Annotated in this window: 17 protein-coding genes; 7 read left to right on the top strand and 10 right to left on the bottom strand. The window is 60.5% G+C overall.

Annotated features, from left to right (window positions below):
• Window positions 1-17 precede the first annotated feature (17 nt).
• The 4 genes from AABM52_RS21015 to AABM52_RS21030 all read right to left on the bottom strand — a co-directional run bounded on the left by AABM52_RS21015 (window position 18) and on the right by AABM52_RS21030 (window position 4,657).
• Complete coding sequence (locus tag AABM52_RS21015; protein WP_347907682.1) at window positions 18-254, bottom strand: DUF1653 domain-containing protein; 237 nt, start codon at window positions 252-254, stop codon at window positions 18-20.
• Between the two features lie 99 nt (window positions 255-353).
• Entirely contained in the window at window positions 354-1,529 is a 1,176-nt protein-coding gene (gene fadA / locus AABM52_RS21020; RefSeq protein ID WP_008023006.1) for an acetyl-CoA C-acyltransferase FadA, read from the bottom strand.
• A 29-nt stretch (window positions 1,530-1,558) separates the two neighbouring features.
• Window positions 1,559-3,706 carry a fatty acid oxidation complex subunit alpha FadB gene (gene fadB, locus AABM52_RS21025; RefSeq protein WP_347907684.1) on the bottom strand — a complete coding sequence of 716 codons (2,148 nt, stop codon included), beginning with the start codon at window positions 3,704-3,706 and terminating at the stop codon, window positions 1,559-1,561.
• 513 nt (window positions 3,707-4,219) lie between these two features.
• Window positions 4,220-4,657, bottom strand: coding sequence for a hypothetical protein (locus AABM52_RS21030; RefSeq protein ID WP_347907686.1), 438 nt, complete (start codon window positions 4,655-4,657; stop codon window positions 4,220-4,222).
• 104 nt (window positions 4,658-4,761) lie between these two features.
• Here AABM52_RS21030 and AABM52_RS21035 point away from each other — a divergent pair, with 104 nt between their 5' ends.
• Entirely contained in the window at window positions 4,762-5,202 is a 441-nt protein-coding gene (locus AABM52_RS21035; protein ID WP_347907688.1) for a universal stress protein, read from the top strand.
• Between the two features lie 101 nt (window positions 5,203-5,303).
• Here AABM52_RS21035 and AABM52_RS21040 read toward each other — a convergent pair whose 3' ends face one another.
• Window positions 5,304-7,223, bottom strand: a complete 1,920-nt coding sequence (locus tag AABM52_RS21040) for an ATP-binding cassette domain-containing protein (RefSeq protein WP_347907690.1) — start codon at window positions 7,221-7,223, stop codon at window positions 5,304-5,306.
• A 215-nt stretch (window positions 7,224-7,438) separates the two neighbouring features.
• Here AABM52_RS21040 and AABM52_RS21045 point away from each other — a divergent pair, with 215 nt between their 5' ends.
• Window positions 7,439-9,367, top strand: coding sequence for a transglycosylase SLT domain-containing protein (locus AABM52_RS21045; protein WP_347907691.1), 1,929 nt, complete (start codon window positions 7,439-7,441; stop codon window positions 9,365-9,367).
• A 105-nt stretch (window positions 9,368-9,472) separates the two neighbouring features.
• Here AABM52_RS21045 and AABM52_RS21050 read toward each other — a convergent pair whose 3' ends face one another.
• Entirely contained in the window at window positions 9,473-11,254 is a 1,782-nt protein-coding gene (locus AABM52_RS21050; RefSeq protein ID WP_347912662.1) for an ABC transporter transmembrane domain-containing protein, read from the bottom strand.
• Between the two features lie 251 nt (window positions 11,255-11,505).
• Between AABM52_RS21050 and AABM52_RS21055 the strand changes: the two genes are divergently transcribed.
• Complete coding sequence (locus AABM52_RS21055; RefSeq protein WP_046041374.1) at window positions 11,506-11,685, top strand: PA1571 family protein; 180 nt, start codon at window positions 11,506-11,508, stop codon at window positions 11,683-11,685.
• Between the two features lie 116 nt (window positions 11,686-11,801).
• Here the strand turns inward: AABM52_RS21055 and pdxB are convergent, their stop codons facing one another.
• Entirely contained in the window at window positions 11,802-12,944 is a 1,143-nt protein-coding gene (pdxB, locus tag AABM52_RS21060; protein WP_347907693.1) for a 4-phosphoerythronate dehydrogenase PdxB, read from the bottom strand.
• A gap of 164 nt (window positions 12,945-13,108) precedes the next feature.
• Between pdxB and AABM52_RS21065 the strand changes: the two genes are divergently transcribed.
• Window positions 13,109-14,518, top strand: coding sequence for an MATE family efflux transporter (locus AABM52_RS21065; protein WP_347907695.1), 1,410 nt, complete (start codon window positions 13,109-13,111; stop codon window positions 14,516-14,518).
• Window positions 14,519-14,565: 47 nt separating this feature from the next.
• Here the strand turns inward: AABM52_RS21065 and tusA are convergent, their stop codons facing one another.
• Together tusA and rlmM are read right to left on the bottom strand one after the other, a co-directional pair.
• The gene (tusA, locus tag AABM52_RS21070) at window positions 14,566-14,817 is read right to left on the bottom strand and encodes a sulfurtransferase TusA (protein WP_347907697.1); all 252 of its coding nucleotides are present in this window, start codon (window positions 14,815-14,817) and stop codon (window positions 14,566-14,568) included.
• Between the two features lie 178 nt (window positions 14,818-14,995).
• Window positions 14,996-16,069: a 23S rRNA (cytidine(2498)-2'-O)-methyltransferase RlmM gene (gene rlmM / locus AABM52_RS21075; RefSeq protein ID WP_046041367.1), complete on the bottom strand. Its 1,074-nt coding sequence runs from the start codon at window positions 16,067-16,069 to the stop codon at window positions 14,996-14,998.
• A 222-nt stretch (window positions 16,070-16,291) separates the two neighbouring features.
• On the opposite strand from rlmM, the gene acnA reads away from it, so the two are divergent.
• The 3 genes from acnA to AABM52_RS21090 all read left to right on the top strand — a co-directional run bounded on the left by acnA (window position 16,292) and on the right by AABM52_RS21090 (window position 21,742).
• Complete coding sequence (gene acnA / locus AABM52_RS21080; RefSeq protein ID WP_347907699.1) at window positions 16,292-19,033, top strand: aconitate hydratase AcnA; 2,742 nt, start codon at window positions 16,292-16,294, stop codon at window positions 19,031-19,033.
• A gap of 246 nt (window positions 19,034-19,279) precedes the next feature.
• The gene (locus tag AABM52_RS21085; protein ID WP_347907701.1) at window positions 19,280-20,071 is read left to right on the top strand and encodes a CPBP family intramembrane glutamic endopeptidase; all 792 of its coding nucleotides are present in this window, start codon (window positions 19,280-19,282) and stop codon (window positions 20,069-20,071) included.
• A gap of 105 nt (window positions 20,072-20,176) precedes the next feature.
• On the top strand, window positions 20,177-21,742 hold the full coding sequence (locus AABM52_RS21090) for a PAS domain-containing methyl-accepting chemotaxis protein (RefSeq protein ID WP_347907703.1): 1,566 nt from the start codon (window positions 20,177-20,179) through the stop codon (window positions 21,740-21,742).
• Between the two features lie 121 nt (window positions 21,743-21,863).
• Here the strand turns inward: AABM52_RS21090 and AABM52_RS21095 are convergent, their stop codons facing one another.
• On the bottom strand, window positions 21,864-22,541 hold the full coding sequence (locus AABM52_RS21095) for an alpha/beta family hydrolase (RefSeq protein WP_347907705.1): 678 nt from the start codon (window positions 22,539-22,541) through the stop codon (window positions 21,864-21,866).
• Window positions 22,542-22,605 lie beyond the last annotated feature (64 nt).

Consider the following 22,605-nt stretch of genomic DNA (forward strand, 5'->3'; position numbering starts at 1 on the left):
TTTTGCGCGCACTCAGCTTATGGCTTGTTGAAAAGGCTTTCTTCGACCTGCACCAAAGCAAAGCGTGGCACCTGTTCGCCGTCAACTTCGACGGACTCCAGGAACATGCTCAAGGGACGCACCCAAAAGCCGTAATCGCCATACAGGGCTTGATAGAAGACCACTTCTTCTTCGGTTTCCGAATGCCGCGCAACACTGAATACGCGGTACTGCGGACCTTTGTAATGTTGGTAGAGCCCAGGTTGTATCGGCATGCTTTGGCCCTCACTCAAATTTTTTCAAAATAAAAACAAAAATAAATCCGGAAAAACAAAAACCGGGGCACTTGGCCCCGGCTTCCGTCAACAAGACGCTTAAACGCGTTCGAAGACGGTGGAGATGCCTTGGCCGAGACCAATGCACATGGTGGCCACCCCGAAGGTGCCGCCATTTTGCTTCATCACATTGAGCAAAGTGCCGGAGATACGCGCACCGGAGCAACCGAACGGGTGGCCCAGGGCGATCGCGCCGCCGTGCAGGTTAACCTTCTCGTTCATCTTGTCGAGCACTTTCAGATCTTTCAGCACTGGCAGGGCCTGTGCGGCGAAAGCTTCGTTGAGCTCGAAGAAGTCGATGTCGGAGATGCCAAGACCCGCGCGCTTCAGTGCTTTTTGTGTGGCCGGTACTGGACCATAGCCCATGATTGCCGGATCCACACCTGCCACTGCCATCGAGCGAATCACCGCCAGAGGCTGGATACCCAGGTCCTGTGCACGCTGCGCCGACATCACGATCATGCACGAGGCACCATCGGTGATCTGCGACGAGGTACCGGCTGTCACGGTGCCGCCCTTCGGATTGAACGCCGGCTTCAGAGCCGCCAGGCTTTCCAGGGTGGTTTCCGGACGAATGGTTTCGTCGTAGTCGAAGGTTTTCAGGAAACCGTTCTCGTCGTAGCCCTGCATCGGGATGATTTCGTCTTTGAACTTGCCTTCCACGGTCGCCTTGTGGGCGAGTTGGTGGGAGCGCACGCCGAAAGCGTCCTGTTGCTCGCGAGTGATGCCGTGCATCTTGCCCAGCATTTCCGCGGTCAGGCCCATCATGCCCGAGGCTTTCGCCGCGTACAGCGACATGTGCGGGTTCGGATCGACACCGTGCATCATGCTCACGTGGCCCATATGCTCGACGCCACCAACCACGAAAACGTCACCGTTGCCGGTCATGATCGCTTGCGCAGCAGTGTGCAGAGCGCTCATGGACGAGCCACACAGACGGCTGACGGTCTGGCCGGCCGAGGTGTGCGGGATCTGGGTCATCAGCGACGCCATGCGCGCGATGTTCCAGCCCTGCTCCAGGGTCTGGTTCACACAGCCCCAGATCACGTCTTCGACTTCGTTCGGGTCGACCTTGACGTTACGTTCCAGCAGTTTGCTGATCAGGTGCGCCGACATGTCTTCGGCGCGGGTGTTGCGGTGCATGCCGCCCTTGGAGCGGCCCATCGGAGTACGACCGAAGTCGACAATCACGACGTCTCTAGGATTCAAGCTCATAAGTTCACTCTCACTCTAGTTGGGGGCGCTTAACCGAAGAAGCTCTGGCCGTTCTTGGCCATCTCGCGCAGCTTCGCGGTCGGGTGGTACAGCGCGCCCAAATCAGCGTACTGGTCAGCCAGGGCAACGAACTCTGCCACACCGAGCGAATCGATGTAACGCAGCGCACCGCCACGGAATGGAGGGAAACCAATACCGTAGACCAGACCCATGTCGGCTTCGGCAGCGGTTTCGACGATGCCGTCTTCCAGGCAACGCACGGTTTCCAGGCACAGCGGGATCATCATCCAGTTGATGATGTCTTCGTCGGTGACTTCGCGCTGTTCGTAAACGATCGGCTTGAGCACTTCCAGCACCGAAGGATCGGCCACTTTCTTCTGCTTGCCTTTCTTGTCGGTCTCGTAGGCGTAGAAGCCCTTGCCGTTCTTCTGGCCCAGACGCTTGGCTTCGTAGAGCACGTCGACGGCCGAGCGACGGTCGTCCTTCATGCGGTCCGGGAAGCCTTCAGCCATCACATCACGACCGTGGTGACCGGTGTCGATGCCGACCACGTCCATCAGGTAGGCCGGGCCCATCGGCCAGCCGAACTTCTCCATGATCTTGTCGATACGGACGAAGTCCACACCGGCGCTGACCAGCTTGGCGAAACCGCCGAAGTACGGGAACAGGACGCGGTTGACCAGGAAGCCCGGGCAATCGTTGACGACGATCGGGTTCTTGCCCATTTTCTTGGCGTAGGCAACGGTGGTGGCAACCGCCAGCTCGCTGGACTTCTCGCCACGGATCACTTCCACCAGCGGCATCATGTGCACCGGGTTGAAGAAGTGCATGCCGACGAAGTTTTCCGGACGCTTGAGGGCCTTGGCCAGCAAGGTGATGGAAATGGTCGAGGTGTTGGACGCCAGGATGGTGTCCTCCTTGACCTTGTCTTCAACTTCAGCCAGTACCGCTTGCTTGACCTTCGGGTTCTCGACGACCGCTTCGACCACCAGGTCCACGTGACCGAAATCACCGTAGGACAGGGTAGGACGAATGCCGTTGAGCACTTCAGCCATTTTCGCGGCGGTCATGCGACCTTTATCAACGCGGCCAACCAGCAGCTTGGCGGCTTCGGCCAGACCTTGCTCGATACCGGCTTCGTTGATGTCCTTCATCAGGATCGGCGTGCCTTTGGAAGCCGACTGATAGGCGATACCGCCACCCATGATGCCGGCGCCCAGTACGGCGGCCTGCTTCACGTCCTTGGCGATTTCGTCGTAGGCCTTGGCCTTTTTCTTCAGTTCCTGATCGTTCAGGAACAAGCCGATCAAGCTCTGCGCGGCAGAGGTCTTGGCCAGTTTGACGAAACCGGCAGCTTCGATTTCCAGCGCCTTGTCACGACCGAAGTTCGCGGCTTTCTGTATGGTCTTGATCGCTTCAACCGGCGCCGGGTAGTTCGGGCCAGCCTGACCGGCCACGAAACCCTTGGCGGTTTCGAAAGCCATCATTTGTTCGATGGCGTTCAGCTTGAGCTTTTCCAGCTTCGGCTGGCGCTTGGCCTTGTAGTCGAACTCGCCGGAAATGGCGCGTTTGACCAGTTCCAGCGCGGCATTCTGCAGCAGCTCTGGAGCAACCACTGCGTCGACGGCGCCGACTTTCAGCGCGTCTTCAGGACGGTTTTCCTTGCCGGCGGCAATCCACTCGATGGCGTTGTCGGCACCGATCAGGCGCGGCAGGCGCACGGTACCGCCGAAGCCCGGGTAGATGCCCAGCTTGACTTCCGGCAGACCGATCTTGGCCTTGGTGGACATGACGCGGTAGTCCGCCGCCAGGCACATTTCCAGACCGCCACCCAACGCGATGCCGTTGATCGCGGCGACGGTCGGGACGTTGAGGTCTTCGAAATCGCTGAAAATCTTGTTGGCTTCGAGGTTGCCAGCAACAAGTTCTGCATCCGGCAGCTTGAAGTTGTCGACAAATTCGGTGATGTCGGCACCGACGATGAACACGTCCTTGCCACTGCTGACGATCACGCCCTTGATCGAAGCATCTGCCTTGATGGTGTCTACGGCCTGACGCAGTTCGTTCAGGGTTAGACGGTTGAACTTGTTGACGGACTCACCCTTGAGGTCGAACTTCAGTTCGACGATGCCACTTTCAAGAGCCTTAACCGTGATGGCTTTACCTTCGTAAATCATCAACTGATCTCCACGATATGGAAGCTGAACAGTACACGTCGGACGCAGGCGAAGGCTTTGCAGGGACGTCAATCGTCAATGCTACGCCTATCCACCCGGCACACCCGCCAACGCGATAGTCGGGATTCTGTAGGAGCGGTCTGAAATACAAACGCTCAATTCATACGCCCGTTTGATTTGGGTACGTCACCTTCACGGAATTTCCGACAATTGTCAATCGCCCGAAACACGGGTTGAAACGCGACTTTCCGGTCATATCCGTACTGCGAAGACCTTAAACACGCCGAAACATGCAAGGTCATTCATAGAATCAATTGTTAGAAAATGCGCCCTAATTCGCTGCAGCCCGTGTTTAACAAGCTACGCTGGCGGAACCAAGGGGAAAATTGTGAACGCTTTTGGCGAATGCCCAGCGTAAGATCAGCCAACACCGACTTACCGGCCTGCCTGGCCAACCCGCCCGATGATTTTGTCGGGCTTTTTATTGCCTGATGATTTTTGCTGCTTGCGGTGTCAGGCCAGTGCCTTGAGGGTGGCATCGATCTGTTGCAACACCTCGGCCTCGCCCTTCTCGCCCCAATACAGGGCGATTATTTGCTTGTCGGCCTCGACCTTGAAGACATTGCCTGGCAACTTTTCGAAATGATCGAGCAGCGATCGATCTTCACAGATTTCCTGCCACTGATTGACCCAGACACCCGGTGATTTTTGCCAGTAACTCCAGCACGCCGGCTGACTGCCTCGCCGCGGACGATGGTACTGGGCGCAAGGGCTCGGCGGCTCCTGACTGAGCCAGTGCGGCCACTCCTGAGGTGCCAATTGCATGGCCAGCCCGATGCGCCGGGCCTCCATCCGCAAGGCTATGCGCCCGCTCTGAACTCGCGACGGCCGCAACCATGCCAGCGGACTCAGCACCACCAACAGGATTGACACCACTATCCAGACCGTCATATCTGTACTCCCGAATTTAAATGAGCCCATTGTGTCACTTTGAAACCAATGCGCTTGAAACCAGCCATACTTACCAATATTGCAACCCTCAGGAGGAGCACCTCATGCCCTACAACCATATTCTGGTCGCTGTAGATCTGACCGAAGAGTGCGACCCTGTGATTCACCGCGCTCGCGAACTGTCGGTGAGCAACGGTGCGAAATTGTCGCTGGTGCACATTGTCGAGCCGATGGCGATGGCCTTCGGCGGCGACGTGCCGATGGACCTGTCACAACTGCAACAGCAGCAGTTCGATCAGGCCAAAGAGCGCCTTGAACGCCTGAAGCACAAATACTCAGAGCTTGAGAGCGCCAATTGCCACCTCACCTACGGCCAGCCACGCCAGGAAATCCATCACTTCGCCAAAGAACAGCAATGCGACCTGATCGTGGTCGGCAGCCATGGCCGGCACGGCCTGGCACTGCTGCTGGGCTCCACTGCCAATGACGTGCTGCATGGCGCGCCTTGCGATGTGCTGGCGGTGCGCCTGCAGAACAAATCCTGAAGTTGTAGCTCCCACATTGAAACCGTAACAACCTTCAAATCTTCATACGAAAAGCCCGGCGCTCATCACTGAACGCCGGGCTTTTTTTGTTACCGGATCAATCAGGCATCCAGCTCGGCCCAACGCTCGACCATCACCTCGAGCTCAGCCTGCAACTGTTCCAGCTGAGCAATCACCGCAGCCGTTTCGGCAGCAGGAAGCTGGTAGAAGCCGGCATCCGCCATTTGCGCTTCAACGGCGGCAATCTGCTGTTCCATGGCTTCGATCTGCCCCGGCAACGCTTCCAGCTCGCGCTGCAACTTGTAGCTGAGCTTTTTCTTCGCCACTGGCGCTTCGACCGCTGCCGCAACCGGCACAGGCTCGGCCTTCACCACCGCGGAGTTCAGGTCGGCCTTGCCGGACTTGCTCTCGGTCACGCCCAGCAGGCGCGGCGAGCCGCCCTGGCGCAGCCAGTCCTGGTAGCCACCGACGTACTCGCGAACCTTGCCTTCACCTTCGAAAACCAGGGTGCTGGTGACCACGTTATCGAGGAATGCCCGGTCGTGGCTGACCATCAGTACGGTGCCGTTGAAGGTCAGCAGGACCTCTTCGAGCAGTTCGAGGGTTTCGACGTCGAGGTCGTTGGTCGGTTCGTCGAGTACCAGCAGGTTCGCCGGCTTGCTGAACAACTTGGCCAGCAACAGACGGGCACGCTCACCACCGGACAGCGCCTTGACCGGCGTGCGGGCACGCTGCGGGCTGAACAGGAAGTCGCCGAGGTAGCTCAGCACGTGGCGGCTCTGGCCGTCGATATCGATGAAGTCGCGACCTTCGGCCACGTTGTCGATTACGGTTTTTTCCAGATCCAGTTGATGGCGCAACTGGTCGAAGTAGGCGACATCGATCCGGGTGCCCTCTTCCACTTTACCGCTGGTCGGCTGCAAGCCACTGAGCATCAACTTCAGCAACGTAGTCTTGCCGGTACCGTTGGCGCCGAGCAGGCCGATACGGTCGCCGCGCTGCAACACCATGGAGAAGTCCTTGATCAGGAACGGCCCGCCCGGGTGAGCGAAACTCACATTCTCGAGCACCATGACCTGCTTGCCGGACTTGTCGGCGGTATCCAGCTGAATGTTGGCCTTGCCGGTACGCTCACGACGCTCGCTACGCTCGACGCGCAAGGCTTTCAGTGCACGGACACGACCTTCGTTACGGGTACGACGGGCCTTGATGCCCTGGCGAATCCACACTTCTTCCTGGGCCAGGCGCTTGTCGAACAGCGCGTTGGCCGTGGCTTCAGCGGCGAGTTCGGCTTCTTTATGCACGAGGAAACTGGCGTAGTCGCCGTTCCAGTCGATCAGGCCGCCGCGATCCAGTTCGAGGATGCGGGTTGCCAGGTTCTGCAGGAAAGAACGGTCGTGCGTGATGAACAGCACGGCGCCCTGGAAATCCTTCAGCGCTTCTTCAAGCCAGGCGATGGCACCGATGTCCAGGTGGTTGGTCGGTTCGTCGAGCAGCAGCAGGTCCGGCTCGGACACCAGGGCCTGGGCCAGCAGGACGCGACGACGCCAGCCGCCGGACAACTCGGCGAGGGTCTTGTCGGCCGGCAGTTGCAGGCGGCTCAAGGTACTGTCGACGAGGGTCTGCAAACGCCAGCCATCGCGCGCTTCGAGGTCGTGCTGGACGTGCATCAGTTTGTCCAGATCGGCGTCAGTGACGATGTTCTGGCTCAGGTGGTGATATTCGGCGAGCAAGGCGCCAACGCCGTCCAGGCCTTCGGCCACCACGTCGAACACTGTCCGCTCGTCGGCCACCGGCAATTCTTGCGGCAATTCGCCGATCTTGAGCCCGGGCGCGCGCCAAACGGAGCCGTCATCGGGCTTCTGGTCGCCCTTGACGAGCTTCATCATGCTGGACTTGCCAGTGCCGTTGCGGCCGATGATGCACACCCGCTCACCACGGGCGATCTGCCAGGACACCTTGTCCAACAACGGCATAGCGCCGAAAGCAAGGGACACATCGCTGAATTTGAGCAGGGTCATGAGCTTCTCCAAAAACCGGGCGCGCATTCTACCTGACTTGAGGCTTCAGAAGGCCGGCAATTTCACTCTCGTAGCACTCTGCATGACAAATGTTGCGAACTGATGCGGGAAGACCCGCAAAGCTTTCGCCGGCTGCTGGCAAAAGGCTAAGCTACAGACAATTCAGCGCGGGCCTGGCCCGCGCTTGTCATGATTTTTCTCTGCCCGGATGTCTCATGCGCAGTCGCCTTTTCAATCTTTTATCTGCTTTTTTACTGTCTGCCGCTGCCGTTCAATCCGCCCAGGCGGTGGACCTGTCCACCCAACGCCAGTATTACGATGAAGCCAAGCGCGCCTTGGCCAAGGGCGATAGCGGCCCGTATTTCCGTTACAGCCAGGCCCTCGCCGATTATCCACTGGAACCCTACCTGGCGTACGACGAGCTGACCGCGCGCCTGAAAACCGCGAGCAACGCCGAAATCGAGAAATTCCTTGCCGAACACGGCGACCTGCCCCAGGCCAACTGGATGAAGCTGCGTTGGTTGCGCTGGCTGGCGGACCGGGGTGACTGGGCGACCTTCGTCAAGTATTACGACCCGAAAATGAATTTCACCGAACTGGACTGCCTGAACGCGCAGTACCAGCTCAGCCACGGTCTCAAGGCCGAAGGTAACGCCAACACGGAAAAGCTCTGGCTGACAGGCAAGTCCCAACCCGATGCCTGTGACACGCTGTTCGGCATGTGGGCCGCCGATGGCCAGTTGACCGAGCATAGGCGTTGGGAGCGCGCCAAACTCGCCGCTCAGGCGCGCAACTATCCGTTGGCCAACAGCCTGGTCAACGGTATGACCACCCTCGCCCCTCGCGGTCGCTTGCTGGTGGACGTGGCGCAGAAACCGGAACTGCTCAACCAGCCGTCACGCTTCACCCCGGCCGATGAAGCCATGTCCGATGTGGTCAGCCTCGGCCTGCGCCGCCTGGCCCGCCAGGATCCGGACAAGGCCATGGACCTGCTCGACGGTTACGCCAGCAGCATGCACTTCTCCCGGGATGAAAAAGTGGCGATCGCCCGGGAAATCGGCCTGACCCTCGCACGCCGTTTCGACAGCCGTGCACTGGATGTCATGACCAAATACGACCCCGAGCTGCGTGACAACACGGTTTCCGAATGGCGCTTGCGCCTGCTCCTGCGTCTGGCGCGCTGGGACGATGCCTACCAGTTGACCCGCCGCCTGCCCCAGGACCTGGCCACCACCAACCGCTGGCGTTACTGGCAGGCCCGCAGCCTGGAACTGGCGCAACCGCAGAATCCGGAAGCGCAGACGCTCTATAAAAGCCTGGCCCGCGAACGCGACTTCTATGGTTTCCTCGCCGCCGATCGCTCACAGTCGCCCTACTCGCTGCTCAACAAACCGCTGGTGCTCAGCCAGGCCACCATCAACAAGGTGCGCAACACACCTGGCGTGCGCCGCGCCCTGGAGCTGCACGCCCGGGGGCAGATCGTCGATGGCCGTCGCGAGTGGTACTACGTCAGCCGTCACTTCAGCCGCGACGAGATGGTCGCCCAGGCCAAACTGGCCTACGACCTGAAATGGTATTTCCCGGCGATCCGCACCATCAGTCAGGCGCAGTATTGGGATGACCTGGATATCCGCTTCCCGATGGCTCATCGCGAGACCCTGGTGCGTGAAGCGAAGAGTCGCGGCCTGCATCCAAGCTGGGCGTTCGCCATCACCCGCCAGGAAAGTGCGTTCATGGACGACGCCCGCTCCGGGGTCGGCGCCTCGGGCCTGATGCAACTGATGCCCGCCACCGCCAAGGAAACCGCACGCAAGTTCAGCATTCCCTATAGCTCGCCACAGCAACTGTTCGACCCGGACAAGAACATCCAGCTCGGCGCTGCGTACCTGAGCCAGGTGCACAGCCAGTTCAACGGCAACCGCGTCCTCGCCTCTGCTGCCTACAACGCAGGCCCCGGCCGGGTGCGCCAATGGCTGCGCGGTGCAGACCACTTGAGTTTCGACGTATGGGTGGAAAGCATTCCGTTCGACGAAACCCGCCAGTACGTGCAAAACGTGCTGTCGTATTCGGTGATCTATGGCGACAAGCTCAACTCACCGCAGCCGATCGTGGATTGGCATGAGCGGTATTTTGATGATCAATGACCGGTAATGCCGGTGCTCTAAAAAATGCCCGCATCAAACGATGCGGGCATTTTTTTCAGGGGCTTCAAGTCGCAAAGATCAAGAGATCGCAGCCTGCGGCAGCTCCTACAGTTCGGCGGCAACCTTGCCGTCACTGAACTGCAATGCCGCCAACCGCGCATACAACGCATTGCTGGCAATCAGCTCCTGATGCGTGCCCACCGCCACCAGCTTCCCCTGGTCCATCACTGCGATTCGGTCAGCGTTTTTCACCGTGGCCAGGCGATGGGCGATCACCAGGGTGGTACGGTTTTTCATCAAGCTCGGTAGCGCCTGCTGGATCAGGTGTTCGCTCTGGGCGTCGAGGGCGCTGGTGGCTTCGTCCAGGAGCAGGATCGGGGCGTCCACCAGCAGCGCGCGGGCGATGGCCAGGCGTTGGCGCTGACCGCCGGACAAGCCGAGACCGCCGTCACCCAGATGAGTCTGGTAACCATTGGGCATGGCTTCGATAAAGTCATGGGCGTAAGCGATTTTTGCCGCTTCCTGCACCTCGGCCAAGGTCGCCTGCGGATTGCCGTAGCGAAGGTTTTCTTCAATGCTGCCGAAAAACAGTGCCGGAGTCTGCGACACCAGGGCGAAACAGCGGCGCAAGTCCAGTGGATCAAGCTGAGTCAACGGCACGCCATCGAGCAGGATGCGCCCCTCGGCGGGGTCGTAAAAACGCAACAACAAGTCATACACCGTGGATTTTCCGGCCCCTGATGGCCCGACCAGCGCCAGCGTCTCACCGGCATTGACGGTCAGGCTCAAGCCGTCGACAGCGTAACTTTCCGGTCGCGACGGGTAGGAAAAACGCACATTGTGCAGTTGCAGTTGGCCATCGACTCGCTCCGGCAGTTTCACCGCGCCTGCCACTGGCGGCAGGATGATGTTTTCCGAACGCAGCAATTCGGCAATCCGCTCGGCTGCGCCGGCTGCCCGTTGCAACTCGCCAATCACTTCGCTCAACGTACCGAACGCGCTGCCAACGATCAGGCTGTAGAACACGAACGCCGCCAGCTCGCCGGCGGAAATCCTTCCGGCGATGACATCCATGCCGCCGACCCAGAGCATCACCCCGACCGCCCCCAGGACCAGCACGATCACCAGGGTAATCAGCCAGGCCCGCTGGAAGATGCGCTTGCGTGCAGTGTTGAACGCCTCTTCCACCGTCACGGCAAACCGGCGCTCGTCCTGGGCCTGATGGTTGTAGGCCTGCACGGTCTTGATCTGGCCCAGGGTTTCGGACACATAGCTGCCGATATCGGCAATCCGGTCCTGGCTCAGGCGTGAGAGGTTACGCACCCGGCGCCCGAAGATCAGGATCGGCGCGATCACCAGGGGCAAGGCGACCACCACGATGCTGGTGAGCTTGGGGTTGGTGATGAACAACAGGACGATCCCACCGATCACCATCAACAGATTGCGCAGGAACAATGACAGCGAAGAGCCGATGACCGATTGCAGCAGCGTGGTGTCGGCGGTCAGGCGGGACTGGATTTCCGAGCTGCGATTGTCTTCGTAAAAGCCCGGGTGCAGGTAAATCAGATGATTGAATACGTTGCGACGGATGTCGGCGACACAGCGCTCGCCGATCCACGACACCAGGTAAAACCGTGCAAAGGTTCCGATGGCCAACCCCGCCACCAGCAACATGAACAGACCGATGGACTGATTGAGCAGGTGCGGTGACTGGGTCATGAACCCCTTGTCCACCAGCAGGCGGATGCCCTGCCCCATGGACAAGGTGATGCCGGCGGTGGCGATCAACGCCAGCAAGGCGCCAAAGGCCTGCCAGCGATACGGCGCGATGAAACGACTGGCCAGACGAATGGCGCGGCGGTGACGGGCAGAGAGCATCGTAATCATCCTGGGCAAAGCAGTCATTAGGGTCAGCCTATACCGCTCAATGGGGTGGCTCGCTGTAAATCACAATGAGTCGGGTTGATTATGTCCACCAACACTAGAGGCTAGACACTATTGGTCTAAAGTTCGGGTAGCCAGGCGAAGGCATTTCTGCTGGACTGGTTCTGTCCCCCCGGAAAGATCGCAGGGAGTTGTCATAGCCCGGTCACCTGGAGGTTCTACAGTGAGCTAACAACCTGATGAGGAGACAGGCCATGTCCTTGCAACACAGCAGCGATGACAAGATTCAAGTGATCCGCACGCAACCAGACCAGTCTCTGGGTTGCTCGATTATTGACGAGCAGGGTCGCGAAGTACCGATCACTGAAGAAATGATCCAGAAAGCTTGCAGCGAACTGGAAAAGCGATTGGTCAAACCTGCCGAACAAAAGTGATATAGCCACCGTCTTCTTGACCCGGCCCTTTGTTGGCCGGGTTTTTTATGCCTGTTGCTCTGAAATCGTGGTGCGGCCATTCGCGAGCCTGCTCGCGAAGGGGCCGCCACGGACTTTCAGATTGCCGTTGCGCCCAACGCCGCCACAATCCTCTGCAACTCAGGCGCATCACCCTCGATCCGCACCTGCAACCCGTCGATCTCGCGGCGTGACGGGTATTGCTTGCGCAGCGCATCGAATGCCGCACGCTGTTCGCTGACACTGCCGACCAGGCTGCGACGGAAATCCGCATCGTCACGACGCGGGTCATACACGCCACGGCACAGCATGGCCAACGCCCAGGCCGGGTCGCTTTGCCCATTGAGGGTCACATGCGACAGCCACGGTGCCGGCAGCAAATCGCCCAGGCTGACGCGGGCCGGCTGCCCGAGGAAATCGCAATACGCCTGATAAATCTGCGCGGTGCCCCGCTGCTTGCCGTCGAGGCTGTAACCGGCAATGTGTGGCGTTGCCAGCACGCAGAGTTCGGCCAGCGCCACGTCGACTTCAGGCTCGCCTTCCCAGACATCGAGCACCGCTTGCAGGTCTTCGCGCTCCAGCAGCACATCGCGCAGCGCCGCGTTGTTGACCACCGGCCCGCGACTGGCGTTGATCAGCCAGGTGCCAGACCGGAGCTGGTTCAGACGTTTTTCATCGAACAAGTGCCAGGTCGATTGCTGACCCTGTTTAGTCAATGGCGTGTGCAGACTGATGACGTCGCACTCGTCGATGATCTGCTCGAGGCTGACGTAGTCGCCACCTTCCGCCGCTTGCCGAGGTGGATCGCACACCAACACCTTCCAGCCCAGGCCTTGCAGGACCTTGACCAGCCGTCCACCCACTTCGCCGGCACCGACCACGCCGTAGGTGCGCCGCGTCAGGTCGACACCTTCGATTTCGGCCAGGGTCAGCAGGCTGCCGAGCACATAGTCGACCACACCACGGGCATTGCAGCCCGGTGCGCTGGACCAGGTGATGCCGGCCTGCTGAAAGTAGTTCAGGTCCAGATGATCGGTGCCGATGGTGCACGTACCGACAAAGCGCACCTTGCTGCCCTCGAGCAGCGCGCGATTGACGTTGGTCACGGAACGCACCAACAGCACATCGGCCTGCTCGACCGTGGCGCGGTCGATGGCGCGACCCGGTACCCGGCGGATTTCACCGAAGCCTCCGAAGAAGGCATCGAGCAGGGGGATATTTTCGTCGGCAACAATCAGCATGGCAGGCTCCTTTGGCGGATCGGCAGTTTAGGCGTAGATGCCTCACCGCGCCTAGCACACCGCCCGCAGATGATTACAAATCCACAACACGGGTCTTTTCCTGACTGGCGCGTCAACGCGTAGAATGCGCGCCTGTGCATCAATACCTTTTGGACGTTTCGCCATTGAATCCTGTAATTGAGAATACCGCCGCCATCGCTCCGGCGCGGACGACACCCGTTCGCCTGGAGCTCAAAGGCCTGCTCAGCCTGGCCCTGCCGATCATGATCGCGCAGCTGGCCACCACGGCCATGGGCTTCGTCGATGCGGTGATGGCCGGTCGCGTCAGCCCGCGGGACCTGGCCTCGGTGGCCCTGGGCAATTCGATCTGGATTCCGGTCTACCTGTTGATGTCCGGCGTCCTGCTGGCCACCACACCCAAGGTCGCGCAACGCTTTGGTGCCGGGCAACTTGACGAAATCGGCCCGCTGGTACGCCAGGCGTTGTGGCTGGCACTGTGTGTCGGGCTGATCGGCAGTGGCCTGCTGCTCGGTGCCGAGCCGATCCTGCACTGGATGAAAGTCGATCCGCAATTGATCGAACCGAGCATGGGTTACCTGCACGGGATCGCCTTCGGCTTGCCGGGCATGGCGTTTTATTACGTGCTGCGCTGCTACAGCGATGGCATGGGGCGTACCCGTCCGAGCATGGTCATCGGCTTGTGCGGGCTACTGCTGAACATCCCGCTGAACTACACGTTGATCTATGGCCATTTCGGCGCACCGGCCCTGGGCGGCGTCGGTTGCGGCTGGGCCAGCGGCATCGTGATGTGGTTCATGGCGTTGAGCATGGCCGGCTGGACCTTCTGGGCACCGTTCTATGCCCGCACCCGTGTGCTGGTGCGCTTCGACCGGCCGAAATGGGCCGTGATCAAGCGTCTGGTCAGCATCGGCCTGCCGATCGGTATCGCCGTGTTCGCCGAATCCAGCATCTTCGCGGTCATCGCCCTGTTGATCGGCAGTCTTGGCTCCACCGTGGTGGCCGGGCATCAAATCGCCCTGAATATCAGCTCGTTGCTGTTCATGATTCCTTACTCGCTGGGCATGGCGGTGACCGTGCGCGTGGGCCAGGCACTGGGAGCCGGCAATCCCTGGCAGGCGCGCTTCGCGGCAAAGGTCGGCCTCGGCGCGGCACTGGTGTTCGCGGCGTTCTCGGCAGCCCTGATCCTGCTCCTGCGCGAACCCATCGCCTCGATCTACACGCCTGACAAGGCCGTGATCCAGATTGCGTCGATGTTGATCGTCTATGCCGCGCTGTATCAGTTTTCCGATGCCATCCAGGTGATCTGCGCGGGCGCGCTGCGTGGATACCAGGACACCCGGGTGACGATGATCCTGACCCTGTTCGCCTATTGGGGCATCGGCCTGCCGGTCGGCTACGTGCTGGGACTGACCGATTTGTTCGGTCCGGCCAGCGGCCCGAGCGGGCTGTGGGAAGGATTGATTGCCGGTTTGAGCTGTGCGGCGCTGATGCTGTCGATCCGCCTGACGCTCAGTGCGCGCCAACGAATTCGTAACAGCCGCTCGGCGGGTTGATTGCACAAACAAAAAGACCTGCTATTGCAGGTCTTTTTTGGCTACCGTCAAACGGACTTCTTGCGAATCCAGTAGAGGTAGGTGCCCTCATCTTCGTGCTGCGCCACCAGTTCATGGTCGAGAAACACGCAGAACTTGGGAATGTCGCGACGGGTCGACGGGTCAGTGGCGATCACCTTGAGCAGGCCGCCGGGTACCAGGTCACGGATGTGCTGATGCAGCATCATCACCGGCTCTGGGCAGTTGAGGCCGGTGGCGTCGAGGGTGCCGTCTACCGGCGTATCAAGTATTTCACTCATGATTCACTCCTGAAACTGACCGGCATTGTCGCGCATTGCCGGGTGTAACGTCATCTGTGGCATAACGCCGTACCCTGTGGGAGCGAGCTTGCTCGCGATGGCGTCAGGTCAGTCAACATTGATTTCAACTGACCCACCGCTATCGCGAGCAAGCTCGCTCCCACAGGGAATTGCGTGATCAGCGGGATTTCGGCTTCTTCACATCCAGCCGGCGCAAATGGCAGGTCACTTCCTCGCGGTCGTGATACAGCTGCTTGCAGCCAATTTCGACCTTGATGCCCCGGGCCTTGAAGCCATCGGCAATGCGCTCGAGCAAGCGCTTCACTTCGGCATAGCGCTGTTTCATCGGCAGCTTGAGGTTGACCACCGCCTCGCGGCAATGCCCCTCGCCGATCCACTCTTCCAGCATCGCGGCGTTGCGCGCCGGCTTCTCGACAATGTCGCAGACCATCCAGTCCACCGGTTGCTTTGGCTTGAAGGTGAAACCATCGGCCATCAAGTGCTGCACCAGGCCAGTGTCCATCAGGCTTTCGGCCATCGGGCCGTTGTCGATGGCGGTCACCAGCATGCCGCGGTTGACCAGTTGCCAGGTCCAGCCACCGGGGGCGGCCCCGAGGTCGACGCCGGTCATGTCGCCGTGCAGGCGCTCGTCCCACTGGTCGCGCGGGATGAAGTGGTGCCAGGCCTCTTCGAGCTTGAGGGTCGAGCGGCTAGGCGCCTCGCGGGGGAACTTCAAACGGGGAATGCCCATCGGCCACATCGCCGAGTTGTTCGACTCCGCCAGGCCCATGAACACTTCGCGGCCGCTCTTGAACGTCAGCAGCAGACGCGGCTTGTGGGCGTCTTCCACCAGCTTGCCGGCGGCCATCAGCGCCTTGCGCAGGTGCACTTCGAATTTCTTGCAGAAATTCGACAGTTCCTTGCCGTCATTGGTGTCGACCATTTCCAGCCACAGGCTGCCGCACAGCGGAAAGTCCGCCATATGCGCGAGGATCACGCTAATGCGGTCGGTTTCCGGCAGATCGATGAAGATCCCCCGGGCCCACTGGCGCGGAAAGATCAGCTCGGCGAAACGCTGCCCGCGCATCAGGCGCTCGGCGCCGTCTTCTTCGGTGCAGACAAACTCGGCGCAGGCGGTTGCCGCCTTGGCCTTGGCATATCCGGCCACGTTCAAGCGCGCGGCGAGGTCGGAAATCTCGGAACAGACTTCGCCTTCGAAGCCAGGCCGGCAATGCATAAAGAGGGTGTTCATTCTTACTCCTGGGCAATGGCGAGGAATTTCGGCCACTGCGCGATGCCCAGGCTTGCGTTGAAGCAAAGCCTGTCACGAAAACCGGCGCATGATAGCCGAGATCGGAACCTGGAGCTTGTCCATAGAGTCCAGTTATTAGCCAGCTACTGAAAACAGGGCTAGGTTTAATGCTCTGCCCGTCCCCTCTGTCCGTAGCCGTGCGGACTCAAAGGAGTGATCGCAATGCCGTCCCTCGATAGCCTGAATACGCTCAAGACCCTGCAAGTCGGCAACAAGACCTACCACTACTTCAGCCTGCCCGATGCCGCCAAAAGCCTGGGTGATCTGGACAAGCTGCCGATGTCGTTGAAAGTCCTGCTGGAAAACCTGCTGCGCTGGGAGGACGAAAAAACCGTCACCGGCGCCGACCTCAAGGCACTGGCCGCGTGGCTCAAGGAGCGTCGCTCCGACCGCGAGATCCAGTACCGCCCGGCGCGGGTGCTGATGCAGGACTTTACCGGCGTACCGGCGGTGGTCGACCTGGCCGCCATGCGCGCGGCGATGGCCAAGGCCGGCGGCAATCCGCAGCGGATCAACCCGCTGTCGCCGGTGGACCTGGTGATCGACCACTCGGTGATGGTCGACAAGTTCGCCAGCAGCAGCGCCTTCGAGCAGAACGTCGACATTGAAATGCAGCGCAATGGCGAGCGCTATGCGTTCCTGCGCTGGGGCCAGAGTGCCTTCGACAATTTCAGCGTGGTGCCACCGGGCACCGGAATCTGCCACCAGGTGAATCTTGAATACCTCGGCCGTACAGTCTGGACCAAGGACGAGGACGGCCGCACCTATGCCTTCCCCGACACCCTGGTGGGCACTGATTCCCACACCACCATGATCAACGGCCTCGGCGTGCTCGGCTGGGGCGTCGGCGGTATCGAGGCGGAAGCGGCGATGCTCGGGCAACCGGTGTCGATGCTGATTCCCGAAGTCATCGGTTTCAAACTCTCGGGCAAGCTCAAGGAAGGCATCACCGCCACCGACCTGGTGCTGACCGTGACCCAGATGCTGCGCAAGAAAGGCGTGGTGGGCAAATTCGTCGAATTCTACGGCGACGGCCTTGCCGACCTGCCCCTGGCCGACCGCGCGACCATCGCCAACATGGCCCCGGAATACGGCGCCACCTGCGGTTTCTTCCCGGTGGACGACATCACGCTGGAGTACCTGCGCCTGTCCGGCCGCCCCCTGGAAACGGTGCAACTGGTCGAGGCCTACAGCAAGGTCCAGGGCCTGTGGCGCCTGCCCGGCCAGGAACCGGTATTCACCGACAGCCTGGCGCTGGACATGGGCAGCGTCGAAGCCTGCCTCGCTGGACCAAAACGTCCACAGGACCGGGTATCGCTGCCCAACGTCGCGCAAGCGTTCAGCGACTTCGCCGACCTGCAATTCAAGCCCACCAGCAAGGAAGAAGGCCGCCTGGAAAGTGAAGGCGGTGGCGGTGTTGCCGTCGGCAATGCCGATACGGCCGGCGAAGCGGATTACGACTACGAAGGCCAGACCTATCGCCTGAAAAACGGCGCCGTGGTCATCGCCGCGATCACCTCCTGCACCAACACCTCCAACCCCAGCGTGATGATGGCGGCCGGGCTGGTGGCGAAGAAGGCCGTGGAAAAAGGCCTGAAACGCAAACCCTGGGTGAAGAGTTCGCTGGCCCCCGGTTCGAAAGTGGTCACCGACTACTACAAGGCGGCCGACCTGACCCGCTACCTTGATGAACTGGGGTTTGCCCTGGTCGGCTATGGCTGCACCACCTGCATCGGCAACTCGGGACCGCTGTCGGAGCCCATCGAGAAAGCTATCCAGCAAGCCGACCTCACCGTGGCCTCCGTGCTCTCGGGCAATCGCAACTTCGAAGGCCGGGTGCATCCGCTGGTAAAAACCAACTGGCTGGCTTCCCCGCCGCTAGTGGTGGCCTACGCGCTGGCCGGCACGGTGCGCACCGACATCAGCCGCGAGCCGCTGGGCGATGACAAGGACGGCAAACCTGTGTACCTGCGGGACATCTGGCCAAGCAGTAAAGAAATTGCCGACGCCGTGAGTCAGGTCAACACCGCCATGTTCCACAAGGAATACGCCGAAGTGTTTGCCGGTGACGCACAATGGCAGGCGATCAAGGTTCCGCAGGCGGCGACCTACGTCTGGCAGGACGACTCGACTTACATCCAGCACCCGCCGTTCTTCGACGACATCGGCGGCCCGCCGCCCGTGGTCAAGGATGTCAACGGTGCCAGGATCCTCGCACTGCTCGGCGACTCGGTGACCACCGACCATATCTCCCCGGCCGGCAACATCAAGGTCGACAGCCCGGCAGGGCAATACCTGCGTGACAAAGGCGTGGAGCCGCGGGACTTCAACTCCTACGGCTCGCGGCGTGGCAACCATGAAGTGATGATGCGCGGCACCTTCGCCAACATTCGCATACGCAACGAAATGCTCGGCGGCGAAGAAGGCGGCAACACCCGCTACATTCCCACCGGGGAGAAAATGCCGATCTACGACGCCGCCATGCGTTATCAGGCTTCGGGGACGCCACTGGTGGTGATCGCCGGCCAGGAATACGGCACCGGTTCGAGTCGCGACTGGGCCGCCAAGGGCACCAACCTGCTGGGGGTGAAAGCGGTCGTCGCCGAAAGCTTCGAACGGATTCACCGCTCCAACCTGGTGGGCATGGGCGTGCTGCCGTTGCAGTTCAAGCTGGACCAGAACCGCAAGAGCCTGAACCTCAATGGCAGTGAAACCCTGGACATCCTCGGCTTGACCGGCATCGAGCTGACGCCACGGATGAACCTGACGCTGGTCATCACCCGCGAAGACGGCGGCAGCGAGAAGATCGAGGTGTTGTGCCGCATCGATACGCTCAATGAGGTGGAGTACTTCAAGTCCGGAGGGATTCTGCATTACGTGCTGCGGCAGTTGATCGCTTCCTGATCGACCGCTGATAAAGACACCGCCTTCGGGCGGTGTTTGTGTTTGTGGTACCCCCCTATAATCTCGCGCCGCCGAATGCGGCCTTGCTCACAATCTTGTATCCGACATAAAACCACTGTGGGAGCGAGCTTGCTCGCGATGGCGGCTTAACATTAACGATAATGTTGAATGACACTCCGCTTTCGCGAGCAAGCTCGCTCCCACAGGGTTTGGGATGCATCGCAAATTCCGACTCAAGGACTTCAAATGATTGCCCTGCCATGGACGTTTCTGGTCCTGCTTTCCTTCGGCTATGGCCTGGCGCTGACCTACGGCCATCTTGGCTGGCTCTCGGCAATCCCGGTGTTCCTGTTGCTGGTCGCGGGTGTCGCCGTCCGCCAACGCGAGATCCCTTTTGCCCGCTACCTCGGCCACGGCCTGTTCATCGTCCTGGCCCTGTCCCTGGCGACGCATTGGCTACCCGGTTTCTACAACGGTCGCGGTATCGATCCCCAGCGTTTTACCGACGATGCCGTGTCATTCGCCATGCACCTGAATCTGGACAAACCACTGATCGGCTTCTGGCTGTTACTGGTTTGTCCGTGGATTGTAGGCCGCCGTTCGCTTCGATTGTCCCTGTATGCCACCGTACTGGCCCTGACCTTGAGCGCCATGCTGGCATTGGGCGGCGCGCTGTTGCTGGGGGTCATCGCCTGGGCGCCGAAATGGCCGGATCAAGCCTGGCTGTGGTTGCTGAACAATCTGCTGCTGGTGACCCTGGTCGAGGAAGCACTGTTCCGCGGCTACATCCAGGGCGGCCTGAGCCGGTACCTCAAAGACCGCCCCTACGGTGAACACCTCGCCCTGGTGCTGGCGTCATTGATCTTCGGCCTGGCCCATATCGGCGCAGGTTGGCAGTGGGTGTTGCTGGCAACACTGGCCGGGGTCGGCTATGGCCTGGCCTACCGGTTCGGCGGGCTGGGTGCCGCCATTGCCAGCCACTTTGGCCTGAACCTCCTGCATTTCGGCCTGTTCACGTATCCGATGCTCGCTGGCTGACGCAAGGGTCATTTTGCGACGCACTGCCAATTATCGAAAAATAATTTCAACAATCCGCCGGCCTTGCCGATACAGCACTTGAAAGCCTTGCGGATTAAAAAAGCCATGCGTAACAACCAGCCAATTACACAACGCGAGCGGACCTTCCCGGCCCAGCAACGGTTGATCTCCACCACCGATGCCAAGGGCATGATCACCTACTGTAACGACGCTTTCGTCGAGATCAGCGGGTATTCCCGAGAGGAACTGATCCGTGCGCCGCACAACCTGGTCCGTCACCCCGACGTCCCGGCTGCGGTGTTCGCACACATGTGGGACACGCTGAAACAAGGCTTGCCATGGATGGGCATTGTCAAGAATCGCTGCAAGACCGGTGATCATTACTGGGTGAACGCCTATGTGACACCGGTTTTCGAAGGCAAACAGGTGATCGGTTATGAGTCGGTGCGGGTCAAGCCCACCGCCGAACAGATCCGCCGCGCCGAAGCGCTCTACCAGCGCATCAACCAAGGCAAGTCGGCCATTCCCTCCTCGGATAAATGGTTACCGATCCTGCAGGACTGGCTGCCGTTCATTCTGGTCAGCCAATTGAGCTTCATGATCGGGGCATCGCTGAACTCCCATTGGGGCTTTGCCCTGGCCGCCGGTCTTTCGGTGCCGCTGGGCCTGATGGGCCTCCAGTGGCAACAGCGTGGCCTCAAGCGCTTGCTGCGCCTGGCCGAGCAGACCACTTCCGATCCGTTGATCGCACAGATGTACACCGACAGCCGCGGCGCCCAGGCGCGTCTGGAAATGTCCATCCTCAGCCAGGAAGCACGCCTGAAAACCTGCCTGACGCGTCTGCAGGACACGGCCGAACACCTGACCGATCAGGCCAGACAGTCCGACGCCCTGGCGCACAACAGCTCCAGCGGCCTGGAACGTCAACGCGTCGAGACCGAACAGGTGGCCACCGCGGTCAACCAGATGGCCGCGACCACCCAGGAAGTCGCCAGCCACGTGCAACGTACCGCCGACGCCACCCAGGAAGCCAATCGCCTGACCGGTCGGGGTCGTGACATCGCCGGGGAAACCCGCGAGGCCATCCAGCGCCTGTCGGTGGTGGTCGGTGAAACCGGCGTGACCGTGACGCAACTGGCCAAGGACAGCAACGAAATCGGTGGTGTGGTCGACGTGATCAAAGGCATCGCCGACCAGACCAACCTGCTGGCCCTGAACGCCGCCATCGAAGCGGCCCGTGCCGGCGAGATGGGTCGTGGTTTTGCGGTGGTGGCCGACGAAGTCCGTCAGCTGGCGCAACGCACCAGCGAGTCCACCGGGCAGATTCATGCGCTGATCGCCAAACTGCAGCAAACCGCCAGCACCGCCGTGCAGACCATGGAAGCCGGGCATCGCCAGGCCGAAGAAGGTGTGGCGCGGGTACTGGAAGCGGACCAGGCACTGGTAGGGATCAGCGAAGCGGTGGCCAACATCACCGACATGACCACCCAGATCGCCGCCGCGACCGAAGAACAAAGTGCCGTGGCCGAAGAAATCAGCCGCAACATCAGCAACATTTCGGAACTGGCGGACCAGACCTCGGTACAGGCACAGAACTCGGCATTGTTGAGTGAAGAGCTGACCAGGACTGCCAATACGCAGTATTCGTTGGTGGAGCGGTTTAACCGCTGACAAAAACTGGAATGACAAAAACCCGGACTGTGAGAGCTTCCGGGTTTTTTATTGAGTTTGTGAAAGTGATGTTGCCCAGGAGTGCCTCATCGCGAGCAGGCCATGAAAGGCAATGAAGAATTCACTGAAGGAATGAAGCCACCTTCTGCGCCGCAGCCGCCAAATGCTGCTCATGGCTAAACCCCGAAGCCTTCAACGGCTTCAAGTCATGATCCCCCGCCACCAGCCAGAACACCTCGATACCCGGCGATAGCGCATACCCTTCGACCGCCTCCCGGTTGCCCAACGCATCGCGCTCACCTTGCACGATCAAGGTCCGCGTCTTCAGCCCGGCCAAATGCTCAACCCGTGGCTTCTCCGGTTTACCCACCGCATAGAACGGATAACCCAGGCACACCAGCCCATCCGCACCCAACTCATCCGCCAGCAGACTGGCCATGCGACCGCCCATGGACTTGCCGCCGATGGCCAGCGGCCCAGTGACATGGCGTCGCACCTGGGCATACACCTCACGCCAGCATTCCAGCAGTTTCGGTGCCGGGTTCGGCGGGCGCTTGCCGCCATCGAGGCGCCGCTGCGCCATGTAGGGAAACTCAAAGCGCAACACGTTGACGCCTTGCGCCGCGAGGCGTGCAGCCATGTCGCTCATCCAGTCGCTGTCCATCGGTGCGCCAGCGCCATGGGCGAGGATCAGCGTCGCCGCAGCCTTGCCAGCGGCGGCATTCCACAACCATCCATGATCCTGCACGCACTGCGCCCATTGATCCCCGTCAATACCGGCCTTGTGCCCTTTGTCCATGCTTGCCTCGCTTTTAGTCTGCCTATAACTCCGGCCGAAGGGTGCACTGCCTTGCGCTACGCGC

Source organism: Pseudomonas grandcourensis (genome assembly GCF_039909015.1).
GTDB classification, from domain to species: domain Bacteria; phylum Pseudomonadota; class Gammaproteobacteria; order Pseudomonadales; family Pseudomonadaceae; genus Aquipseudomonas; species Aquipseudomonas grandcourensis.

Bases quoted from the DNA above. Each gene is read 5' to 3' on its own strand.
- AABM52_RS21015 (WP_347907682.1), bottom strand. From the start codon at position 254: ATGCCGATACAACCTGGGCTCTACCAACATTACAAAGGTCCGCAGTAC.
- fadA (WP_008023006.1), bottom strand. From the start codon at position 1,529: ATGAGCTTGAATCCTAGAGACGTCGTGATTGTCGACTTCGGTCGTACT.
- fadB (WP_347907684.1), bottom strand. From the start codon at position 3,706: ATGATTTACGAAGGTAAAGCCATCACGGTTAAGGCTCTTGAAAGTGGC.
- AABM52_RS21030 (WP_347907686.1), bottom strand. From the start codon at position 4,657: ATGACGGTCTGGATAGTGGTGTCAATCCTGTTGGTGGTGCTGAGTCCG.
- AABM52_RS21035 (WP_347907688.1), top strand. From the start codon at position 4,762: ATGCCCTACAACCATATTCTGGTCGCTGTAGATCTGACCGAAGAGTGC.
- AABM52_RS21040 (WP_347907690.1), bottom strand. From the start codon at position 7,223: ATGACCCTGCTCAAATTCAGCGATGTGTCCCTTGCTTTCGGCGCTATG.
- AABM52_RS21045 (WP_347907691.1), top strand. From the start codon at position 7,439: ATGCGCAGTCGCCTTTTCAATCTTTTATCTGCTTTTTTACTGTCTGCC.
- AABM52_RS21050 (WP_347912662.1), bottom strand. From the start codon at position 11,254: ATGATTACGATGCTCTCTGCCCGTCACCGCCGCGCCATTCGTCTGGCC.
- AABM52_RS21055 (WP_046041374.1), top strand. From the start codon at position 11,506: ATGTCCTTGCAACACAGCAGCGATGACAAGATTCAAGTGATCCGCACG.
- pdxB (WP_347907693.1), bottom strand. From the start codon at position 12,944: ATGCTGATTGTTGCCGACGAAAATATCCCCCTGCTCGATGCCTTCTTC.
- tusA (WP_347907697.1), bottom strand. From the start codon at position 14,817: ATGAGTGAAATACTTGATACGCCGGTAGACGGCACCCTCGACGCCACC.
- rlmM (WP_046041367.1), bottom strand. From the start codon at position 16,069: ATGAACACCCTCTTTATGCATTGCCGGCCTGGCTTCGAAGGCGAAGTC.
- acnA (WP_347907699.1), top strand. From the start codon at position 16,292: ATGCCGTCCCTCGATAGCCTGAATACGCTCAAGACCCTGCAAGTCGGC.
- AABM52_RS21085 (WP_347907701.1), top strand. From the start codon at position 19,280: ATGATTGCCCTGCCATGGACGTTTCTGGTCCTGCTTTCCTTCGGCTAT.
- AABM52_RS21090 (WP_347907703.1), top strand. From the start codon at position 20,177: ATGCGTAACAACCAGCCAATTACACAACGCGAGCGGACCTTCCCGGCC.
- AABM52_RS21095 (WP_347907705.1), bottom strand. From the start codon at position 22,541: ATGGACAAAGGGCACAAGGCCGGTATTGACGGGGATCAATGGGCGCAG.